The 9646-nt window shown below is 58.7% G+C and carries 8 protein-coding genes; 7 read left to right on the plus strand and 1 reads right to left on the minus strand.

What is annotated here, in order from left to right:
• The first annotated feature begins 46 nt into the window (after positions 1–46).
• Genes ABD982_RS06465 through ABD982_RS06495 form a run of 7 tightly spaced genes read left to right on the plus strand, consistent with a single transcriptional unit; the run spans position 47 to position 8874 of the window.
• A complete protein-coding gene (locus ABD982_RS06465) occupies positions 47–1261 on the plus strand; it encodes a glycosyltransferase family protein (protein ID WP_345445702.1) in 1215 nt (404 codons plus the stop codon).
• Entirely contained in the window at positions 1249–2454 is a 1206-nt protein-coding gene (locus tag ABD982_RS06470) for a glycosyltransferase (protein WP_345445703.1), read from the plus strand. The genes ABD982_RS06465 and ABD982_RS06470 overlap by 13 nt, the downstream gene beginning before the upstream one ends.
• Positions 2454–3569, plus strand: coding sequence for a glycosyltransferase family 4 protein (locus tag ABD982_RS06475; protein WP_345445704.1), 1116 nt, complete (start codon positions 2454–2456; stop codon positions 3567–3569). Before ABD982_RS06470 ends, ABD982_RS06475 begins: the two co-directional genes overlap by 1 nt.
• Positions 3562–5373 carry an ABC transporter ATP-binding protein gene (locus tag ABD982_RS06480; RefSeq protein ID WP_345445706.1) on the plus strand — a complete coding sequence of 604 codons (1812 nt, stop codon included), beginning with the start codon at positions 3562–3564 and terminating at the stop codon, positions 5371–5373. Before ABD982_RS06475 ends, ABD982_RS06480 begins: the two co-directional genes overlap by 8 nt.
• On the plus strand, positions 5370–6473 hold the full coding sequence (locus ABD982_RS06485) for an aminoglycoside phosphotransferase family protein (protein WP_345445708.1): 1104 nt from the start codon (positions 5370–5372) through the stop codon (positions 6471–6473). The genes ABD982_RS06480 and ABD982_RS06485 overlap by 4 nt, the downstream gene beginning before the upstream one ends.
• A complete protein-coding gene (locus ABD982_RS06490; RefSeq protein ID WP_345445710.1) occupies positions 6470–7510 on the plus strand; it encodes a phosphotransferase in 1041 nt (346 codons plus the stop codon). Before ABD982_RS06485 ends, ABD982_RS06490 begins: the two co-directional genes overlap by 4 nt.
• Positions 7511–7536: 26 nt before the next feature.
• Positions 7537–8874 carry a UDP-glucose dehydrogenase family protein gene (locus ABD982_RS06495; protein WP_345445712.1) on the plus strand — a complete coding sequence of 446 codons (1338 nt, stop codon included), beginning with the start codon at positions 7537–7539 and terminating at the stop codon, positions 8872–8874.
• 275 nt (positions 8875–9149) lie between these two features.
• Here ABD982_RS06495 and ABD982_RS11310 read toward each other — a convergent pair.
• A partial coding sequence (locus ABD982_RS11310; RefSeq protein WP_425570022.1) for a transposase family protein occupies positions 9150–9646 on the minus strand: 497 nt, incomplete at its 5' end.

Below are 9646 nucleotides of genomic sequence, written 5' to 3' on the forward strand. Positions count from 1 at the left end.
CCCACAGCCCAGCCCTTAGGGCGTGAACCGAGGAATCATGCAACATATGCTCCCACAAGTAGCTAGCGCTCAGCCTGTGCGCGTGGTGCTCTACAGCCACGATTCCCAGGGATTGGGTCACGTCCGCCGCAACCTATCCATCGCCCACCATATAGCCCGCCACTTCCCCAAGTTAACCGGCCGCCCGGTGGCGGGATTACTCGTCTCCGGTCTGCCCTATGCAAGCACCTTCCCACTGCCCGAAGGCTTTGACTGGGTCTTCATCCCCAGCATCCACAAGGCAGAGGGGGCTTATGCATCACGCTCACTGAATGCCAGCACCAAGCACCTGATTGGTCTTCGGTCCCAGCTCTTGCACGCCTGCCTGCTAGGCTTCAACCCTGATTTGGTCATCATCGACCGCCATATTTTTGGTGTCATGCGAGAACTCCAGACCCCACTCATCACCCTACGCCAACGCAACCCAGAGGTCCGCGTGGTACTGGGTCTACGTGAAGTTCTGGACGCCCCCGAGGTCGCACATGCCGAATGGTTCAAACACGGGGACCCCCAGAACCTCCGTCATCTCATTGACGCGATTTGGGTCTACGGAGACCGGAAGGTTCACAACCCCGTAGCAGCTGGCGAAGTCCCCGAATGTTTGGCTGATCTGGTGCGTTTTACCGGCTACCTTGCACAGGGCAGGGAGCTGACCGAAGTGCCGACCGACCCGGGGCACGCTACCCCTTTCATTCTCAGCACAGCCGGCGGCGGTTCTGACGGCTACCAGCTACTGCAGACGCTGGTTCGCAGCGAGGTGCCAGATGGCTACCAGCATCTGGTGGTTGCCGGGCCACAACTGAATAACCGCAAACTACTCAAGCTACAGGCCAAGGCTGTTGCTGGAACCCGCGTGGTTGGCTCCCTTCCTGGGCTCAGTGGGCTCATGGAACAAGCTGCCGCTGTGATTTCAATGGGTGGCTACAACTCGGTCAACGAAATTCTTGCCACCGATACCCCAGCTCTGATTGTCCCTCGGGAAACACCGCGCACCGAACAGCTCATCCGTGCCCGTGCCCTGCAGAAAGTGGGGGCCGTGGATCTGCTCCAGGTGGAAAACCTAACGTCTGCTCTGACCGGTGCCTGGCTGGCACAGGCGGTCGGCAGCAGAGTTGATCGCTCAGGAATTAAACGGAATGGGCTAACCAAGACAGCCAAACTAGCAGCAGAAACTTTCACCATTACATACCCCTCTCCCCAGGAGGAAGCATGCACCGCATAGGTTACGTTCTTAAGGTTTACCCTCGCTTTTCTGAAACATTTGTGGTGACAGAAATTCTGGCCCGAGAAGCTATCGGAGCAGATCTTCGCATCTACGCGATGCGCCCCACCACCGATGCTCGTTTTCACCCAGAACTGGCCCGAGTCAAAGCGCCGGTCACCTGGGTGCCTCGCCCCACCAACGCCAACCGCTTCTGGCAGCAGGTCACCGCCTCTACCCAGGACCCAGAAATCCTAGCCAACTTTGCATCCATCCTCCCTGAGCTCACCGAGCTAGAGGCCAGCGATGTGGCTCAGGGTGTCGCGTTGGCGCAACGGGTCAAAGCTGACGGTATCACCCACCTGCACGCCCACTTCGCATCGCTGGCCGGGCGCATGGCCTGGGTTGCTTCCAAGCTAACTGGCATTCCCTATACCGTGACCACCCACGCTAAAGATATCTTCCACGAATCGGTTAATCCCATTTGGCTACGCAGGATTTGTGGGGACGCCGCCCAAGTTTTAGCCATCAGTAGGTTCAACGAGGGCTATCTGCAGAAGGTTCTCACGGACACCGGTGCCAACCTAGTCTTGATCTACAACGCACTGGAGCTTTCACGTTTTGAGTACGTCAAGCCCTCCCTACCCACAGGTACGTTGCGTATCGCGGCTGTGGGCCGTTTTGTACCCAAGAAGGGTTTTAGCGAACTCTTGGGCGCTGTCGCCATCTTGGCTGAGCGAGGCGTAGATTTCTCTCTGACCCTGGGCGGGGACGGCGAGCTTGATGAGCAGCTTCGCCAAAAAGTTGAACAGTTGGGGCTGACCCAGCAGGTCACCATGCCCGGGCCCCTCACCCAAGCAGAAGTACGCCAGCTGCTGCGCAGCAGCGACGTTTTTGTAGCCCCCTGCGTGCCAGCGGGCGACGGCAACATGGACGGACTGCCCACGGTTGTTCTCGAAGCCATGGCCTGCGGCGCCCCGGTAGTTACCACGTCTGTTACCGGTCTACCCGAGGTGATCCGAAACGGTGAAACCGGTCTGCTGCTAGAACCGGGCGACGTGCCGGCTCTTGCTGATGCGCTGGCAAGCATCGCAGACGGGGATGTTGACACCCCGGCACTGGCTGAGGCCGCCCGTCAACTCATTGAACAGAACTTCGATAGCAACTTTCAGGCACAGCGCCTGAACACCCTAGAAACCACGGAGGCACCCTAATGCGTATCGCCTACCTCAGCCTTGACCCCGGCATCCCCATCTTTGGTAGCAAGGGTGCCTCCGTGCACGTCCAAGAAGTGGTGCGGGAATTTCTGGCGCTGGGCCACGAGGTCAGCGTTTTCACGACCCGCAAGGGCAAAGAAGTGCCCGCTGACCTTGCCGATCTGCCGGTGCGCGAGTACAAAATCGGCACTAAGGACGCCGCCGAGCGCGAACTTGCCCAGCAGCAGATCACAGCGGCAATGGTCGCCGACATCGCTGAATGGGGTGCGGATTTTGTCTATGAGCGCTACTCCCTCTTCAGCACGGTTCTTGCAGACACCACCCTGCCCGGGATTCTTGAAGTCAACGCCCCTCTGATTGATGAACAGAAAACCCACCGCGTTCTAGTGAACGAAGACCAGGCTTTCACCGCCCTCACCCGTCAAGCTCAGGCAGCCAGTGCCGTCGTCTGCGTCTCTGACCCGGTCCGCGATTGGGTACTGACTCATGTTCCCGCTGCTCAGGCGCACACCGTGCCCAACGGCGTCAGCATTAACCGTATCCAGCCCTCGCCTGAGGCAACCGGCACCCCCGTTGTCACCTTCGTGGGTACCCTAAAGCCCTGGCACGGGGTATCTGACCTCATTGAGGCAGCTGCCTGCGCCCAGCACGACTGGCTACTCCGCATCGTCGGTGATGGCCCAGAACGCGTGTCTCTAGAAACACAGGCCGCGAAGCTAGGGGTACAGGTGGACTTCCGCGGTGCCGTCGTGCCCGAAAACATGCCAGCTGAAATTGCCGGCAGCGCTCTGGGCGTCGCCCCCTACCCCGCTGCCAGCAATAGCTCAGAGCACTACTTCTCCCCGCTGAAAGTCTACGAGTACCTAGCTGCTGGGTTACCCGTGGTAGCCACCGACATCGGCCAGATTCCCGAGCTCATTGACGGAGCAGGTTTGCTGGTGCCAGGTTCGGACCCAGCGGCCCTAGCGGCAGCTATCGACCGGTTGGTAGCTGATCCCTCAATCCGTGCCCGGTTGGGCGCTACTGCCCGCACATTAGCCGTGCAAAAGCATAGCTGGGGCAGCGTCGTCGCCCGAATCTTTGACCTAGCGCAGGTGCCTGCCTGTGGCTAAGTCTAAACGCATACAAAAACGCGCGTTGCGGCGCACCTTGGAGCTCCTTGCCCCAAATATCAAGCCGCAGAGAACCCTGGCAGCCGGTGGCGTCGTCGCCCTGCTCTTTGAGGTGGCCTTCCGCGTACTAGAGCCCTGGCCCATGAAGTTCGTGATTGACGCGGTTTCGGTTTCTCTGGGTGCAAACCAGGCAGGCCCTGCAGCTTCAGTCTCCCTGCTCATCTGGTGCGGGGTTGCCCTGATTCTTATTGTGAGCCTGCGTGCGCTCTCCAACTATATGGCAACCGTCGCCTTTGCGTTGGTTGGGTCCCGTGCGTCCACTCTGCTACGCGCCCGCGTCTTCTCCCACGTTCAGGGCCTGCACCTGGGCTTCCACGCCCGCAACCGCAGCGCCGATACCGTTCAACGCATTGTGGGCGACGTGGGTAAGCTCCAGGAGGTAGCCGTTACCGCTGGTCTGCCTCTGATGGCTAATATGCTGACCCTGGTCATCATGCTGGTGGTCATGCTCATTATTGACCCGGCGCTCTCACTCGTGGTGGTACTGGCGCTGGTAGCCTTCCCGCTCCTATCGCGCGGCACAGCCAAGAAAATTACCACTGCCTCACGGAAGACCCGCAAGGCAGAGGGTCAGCTAGCCAATACAGCTCAAGAATCGCTGTCCTCCATCAAGGTGGTACAGGCCTACGGGCTCGAAGAGCACATTGGCGCCCGTTTTACCTCAGCTAATAAAAAGTCGCTCAAGGACGGCGTGCAGGCTAGACGTCTGGCTGCCCGTTTGGAACGCGGGACCGACGTCATCGTGGGTCTAGCAACAGCCGCAGTACTCGTGGGCGGCGCTCTGCGTGTCCTGCAGGGAGCGATGACGGTGGGCGATCTTGTGCTCTTCACCACCTACCTGAAAACCACCATGAAACCCCTGCGTGACATGGCAAAATATACTGGACGTATAGCCCGAGCCACCGCAAGCGGCGAGCGCGTTGCCGATCTCATGGACGTCGAAAGTGAACTGGCGGTTCTCGCTACCCCCGATGACCTCGGTGCCGTCAAGGGCGAGGTGTCCTTCAACGATGTACACACCGACTATGGGGGGCACTCGGTCTTACGGGGTCTCAGTCTCACAGCTCGCCCCGGTGAGTTGGTAGCGATCATCGGGCCTTCAGGAGCCGGCAAATCTACGCTGGTATCTCTCTTGGTGCGAGCTCAGGACCCCAACTGGGGCACCGTGACTATCGATGGTGTCTCGGTGGCTAGCGCCGATCTTGATGAGCTTCGTTCCAGCGTTTCTCTGCTCCACCAAGAGGCGGTGCTCTTTACCGGCACGGTTCAAGAGAACATTCGCTACGGCAGGTTTGATGCCACGGATGAGGAGGTTGAGCAGGCGGCACGGGCAGCCCATGCCCACGCTTTCATTGAGACCCTGCCCGACGGTTATAACACGGTGGTGGGTGAACGCGGTGGCACGCTCTCAGGTGGCCAGCGTCAGCGAATCGCCATTGCCCGCGCGCTGCTGCGCAACACCCCCATTGTGATTCTCGATGAGGCAACAACCGGTCTTGACCCGGAATCAGCATCACTGGTGATGGACGCTATCGAGAAGCTCGTTGCGGGGCGAACCACCCTGGCAGTGACCCACGACACTGAGGTCGCTCTACGAGCTGACCGCGTGGTGTGGTTACAGGACGGTCGGGTTCTGCTCGATGACTCCCCCACCGCTCTGCTGGCTAACTCCAAGGAGTTCCGCCAGTGGGTCAATGCCCGCCAACAAAACCTTGATGACATTCGAATTGGAGATACACCATGAACGCTACGGTGATGTATACCGAGCAGATGCTGGACGCCAGCTGGCTCTCCGATGCTCTAGGGGCGCAGGTAACAGCGACTTCACTTCGTGCTAAGCCGGGAACCTCGCTGACAGCCTCCTTCACCCCTGCCGGTGCAGAAGGTCAGGACGCCTCAGGCTGGGTGCGTCTGATGTGGCCGGCCGGAGCAGGTAAGGCTGAAAAGCATAGAAGCAAAGCAGCCAAGCTGGGCTTAAGCGTGCAGCAGAGTGAGTTGCCCGATGGTTTTATTCTCCAGTGGGGTGGGGTTAAAACCGACCCTAAGCTAATGATGCATCTCGTTTCCTTTGAGGGTATGGATGACGGTGAAATTCTGCGCTATAACCCCTTGCGCCGCCTGGTGGTCCGCAACGGTTACCGAGTCTCCCGCATCGTCACCTCCGCAGACCCCCACAGCACTGACCTCTACCGTTTTGTGGGTTTACATGTGCCTGTACCTGAAGTGCTGGACCCCGATACCGGCACCGGTATGGACGTGCTGCGTTTCGTGGGCACCAGAGATCTCAGCTCAAGTATCTCTACCGCTCAAGCTACGTCCGTCGGTGCGCTCTTCGCTGATCTGCATGCTTCGTTTTCTTCTTTGCCCAACTACCTCAATCGTCATCTGGCGGCTAAGAATATTTCTCCTGCTGTCCAGTTAGAAGCGCATGCTTCCCTCTTTGATGTGTTGGCCCCAGAACTTGCTGGCCGCACCCGCGCACTGGCCGCAGCGTTCAAGCCCCTATCAGGACCGCCGGTATTGTTGCACGGGGATGCCTCACCGGACCAGGTTCTGACCGATGAGGCCACCGGGGCGCTCTGGCTTACTGATTTTGACCGGGCTTATCTGGGCCCAGCCCCCGTTGATATTGGTTCTTTTATGGCAACCTCACCCACCGAGGTCAGTGCCGCCTTCTTCGAGGGCTACAGTAGCACGGCGGGGCACGGGCTGCCGGTTCTAGATCTTCAACATGCCTTGGCTGGAGCTCTTGCCCTGCGTCTGGCCGACCCGCTCCGCAGTGCTCAACCCGGTTGGAAGGACGAGGTTGAGGCGGGCCTGAGCAGAATTGAGCAGATGCTATGAGTGCTAATACCACGGCTTTAGAAGCCCTGCGACGCTACCACCGCACTAACCCGGTGCGCAGAGCGTGGCCGACCAAAGACGGTGCCCTCATTTTTGAAACATTCGACGCCCAGGGGCTCCTGCGCGCGGGGAAGGTCACCGCTGAAGGGAATATTTCCCTGCTCACATATGGGGCTGATAAGAAGCTACCCTGGTTAGAAGCGGCTGTGGACAGTGGTGCACAGCTTATGGTGCACCGGGCCAGCAAACGCGCCGTCACCAGGGAACACCACGCAGTTACTAAGCACCTGCGCCCCGGTAAGGCAGAAAAGGTAGCAGCTCTATCCAGCAGTTTGGGTGAGGTTTTTGAAGAGGCAGGTTTTAGCTCGGCCAGCGTCCTTGCGGTGCGCGAGCAATCTCTTGATTTTTCACTTCTGCCCGGCCAGACCTTGCTAGAGCTGGGCGATGACTCCCTGCCGGCATGGGAGGTCTTTGCAGACTCCTGGAAACGGTTTTTGACCCTGGGGAAAGATCTGGCTGATGTGACTCACTACTCACTCCACAGCTCAGTGGAGGAAAAAAGGGTGCTAGCCCAATGGATTGAGTCTGCTCGCAACTACGCCGCCCTCGACCGCATCAACGACCTCGAGGGGGCAGCAGAAGCCGTTGCAACCGCTCTGGCAGAAAAGCCGGATCAGCTCGTCCTGCTTCACCGTGATCTCCACGATAAGCAGCTGCTCTGGGACGGTTCGCAGCTGGGAATTCTTGACATTGATACCGCGGCAATCGGCGAAGCTGCCCTGGATGTAGGCAACCTTCTGGCTCACATCGAGCTGCGCCGAATCCAGGGGCATCTCACCGCTGAAAAAGCCGCCGAAATCACCGTGATTTTGTGGGATCTCGCCCAAGAGGCCGGAATCAGCCCTCAGAGACTCAGGGCCTACACCCAGGGTTCCCGCATTCGGATCACCTGCGTTTACGCTTTCCGCCCCCGCTCCGCCCCTTGGCTTGCTACCTGGCTTGATTGGGCACTAGCCCACACCCCCTCAGTTTTTTAAACATCATCATCTCAAAGGAACATTTCATGAAAATCTCAGTCATCGGTTGCGGCTACCTCGGTGCCGTCCACGCAGCGGCTATGGCTCAGCTTGGTCACGAGGTCATCGGTGTTGACGTCGATGCCTCCCGCATCGAGGCGCTGGCTGCGGGTCAAGCCCCCTTCTTTGAACCGGGCTTCCCCGAGATTCTGCGCGCCGCCTTAGATTCGGGCAAACTCCGCTTTGCTCTGGCTCCCGCGTCAGAAGAACTCGCTGATGTTGACGTCCACTTCATCGCTGTGGGAACCCCGCAGTCTGAGGACGGCAAGGCAGCTAATCTCACCTACGTGAACTCCGCCGTGGACATGGTGCTGAAGGCTCTGCCCAGCTCTGATACCGCCGCTGAAGCTGGCCGCCCCGTCATTGTGGGTAAGTCCACCGTTCCCGTGGGCACTGCCTCTGCCCTAGCCCCTCGCATCGAAGCCGCCGGTGCCACCCTGCTGTGGAACCCCGAGTTCCTGCGTGAAGGCTTTGCGGTTGCAGACACTCTGCACCCGGACCGACTGGTCTATGGTCTACCCCAGGATGCTGAACGGGCTAAGACCGGTGCTGCTGCACTGGAGAGGGTCTATGCTCCCCTGCTGGCAGAGGGTATCCCCCTCATCAAGACCAGCTACCCTACCGCCGAGCTGGTTAAAGTCGCCGCTAATTCCTTCCTCGCTACCAAGATCAGTTTTATCAACGCGATGGCTGAGCTCTGCGAGGCTACCGGTGGGGATGTCACCGAGCTTGCCACCGCTATCGGTTATGACGAGCGTATTGGCAACAAGTTCTTGAAGGCCGGTATCGGTTTCGGTGGAGGTTGCCTGCCCAAGGACATCCGAGCCTTCCAGGCCCGGGCTGAGGAGCTGGGCGTTGAAAGCGCGGTCAGCTTCCTGCGCGATGTGGACGCTATTAATCAGCGCCGTCGCGACCGCGTGGTCGCACAAGCAATCAAGATTTTTGACAGAAAGATTGAGAACGCAAAAATTACGGTTCTGGGTGCCGCGTTCAAGCCCAACAGCGACGACATCCGTGACTCCCCTGCTCTTGAGGTGGCGCTGCGTTTGGCGGACGCCGGCGCTCAGGTAACCATTACCGACCCCGAGGCACTACCGGGTGTTGCTACCCGCTACCCCCAGCTCATCACCGAGGCAGATGTGTTGACCGCACTGACGGGCAGTGATCTGGTGCTTTTACTGACGGAATGGGCCGAGTTCGTCAACATTGACCCTGTGCAGGCGACCGAGCTGGTGGGCACCGCTCGTATTATTGACGGGCGTAATGCTCTTGACCCCTGCATCTGGCAGGGCGCCGGCTGGAGCTACGCAGGCCTCGGCAGGTAACTTTCTCGACCCGTCTTAGGACCTGCCGCCACCTTACCTTGTGTGGGATTTCCTTTCTACTGCGACAGAAACAAAGCTGTTGAAAGGAAACCCCGATGTTCTTTACCGGGCGCAGTCGGCTCACTGGCTATTGGACATCAACTCAACTTCGGTTTTGTGCAGATTGCTGTGAACAGCGTGAATCTATCAGAATGCAAAGAAACGCCTTGTCATCACCATTTCAGAAGTTACCTTCTTAAGGTAGTTTGATATTTTTATAAAAATTATAGTGAGGCTTATTCAAAAGTCCCACCCCCAGCCAAAAACACCAACCCCCGCACCACCGCAAACACCCGCCCATACAACCCCAACGGCCGCCTGAACCCCGTATGAAGAATCCGCCAAGTCTTGATGTGAGCGATAACCCGCTCCACCACCGACCGTAGCCGATTCAGCACCCGGTTATTCCGCTTCTGCTCCCGGCTCAGCCGCTGACCCGGCTTGCGCCTGGCCGGGGTAGCCAACCCCAACCCGATATAGCCCTTATCAGCCACAGTGCTCTCATCAAGATATCTTTCCAAGCCATGATGTTTGAAGGCGTAAGCATCATGCCTGGCCCCGGGCACCGGGTCTGTGATAGCCAGCAACTTTCCATCCAAGGTGCAAATGACTTGGTGGTTGAATCCGGCTCGTTTGTGCTTTCCAGAGAAATTTGTTTTACCAAGTGAACGCCAATTCCACGTGGGTATCAGAGTCCCGTCAACTACTAAGGACCCGGGTGCTTTGAGGCTTT

It is taken from the genome of Rothia endophytica (assembly GCF_039543885.1).
In the GTDB taxonomy this organism is placed as follows: Bacteria; Actinomycetota; Actinomycetes; order Actinomycetales; family Micrococcaceae; genus Rothia; species Rothia endophytica.

What these genes read in the sequence shown, in the direction of transcription:
- ABD982_RS06465 (WP_345445702.1), top strand. Translation starts at nt 47, where the DNA reads ATGCTCCCACAAGTAGCTAGCGCTCAGCCTGTGCGCGTGGTGCTCTAC.
- ABD982_RS06470 (WP_345445703.1), top strand. Translation starts at nt 1,249, where the DNA reads ATGCACCGCATAGGTTACGTTCTTAAGGTTTACCCTCGCTTTTCTGAA.
- ABD982_RS06475 (WP_345445704.1), top strand. Translation starts at nt 2,454, where the DNA reads ATGCGTATCGCCTACCTCAGCCTTGACCCCGGCATCCCCATCTTTGGT.
- ABD982_RS06485 (WP_345445708.1), top strand. Translation starts at nt 5,370, where the DNA reads ATGAACGCTACGGTGATGTATACCGAGCAGATGCTGGACGCCAGCTGG.
- ABD982_RS06490 (WP_345445710.1), top strand. Translation starts at nt 6,470, where the DNA reads ATGAGTGCTAATACCACGGCTTTAGAAGCCCTGCGACGCTACCACCGC.
- ABD982_RS06495 (WP_345445712.1), top strand. Translation starts at nt 7,537, where the DNA reads ATGAAAATCTCAGTCATCGGTTGCGGCTACCTCGGTGCCGTCCACGCA.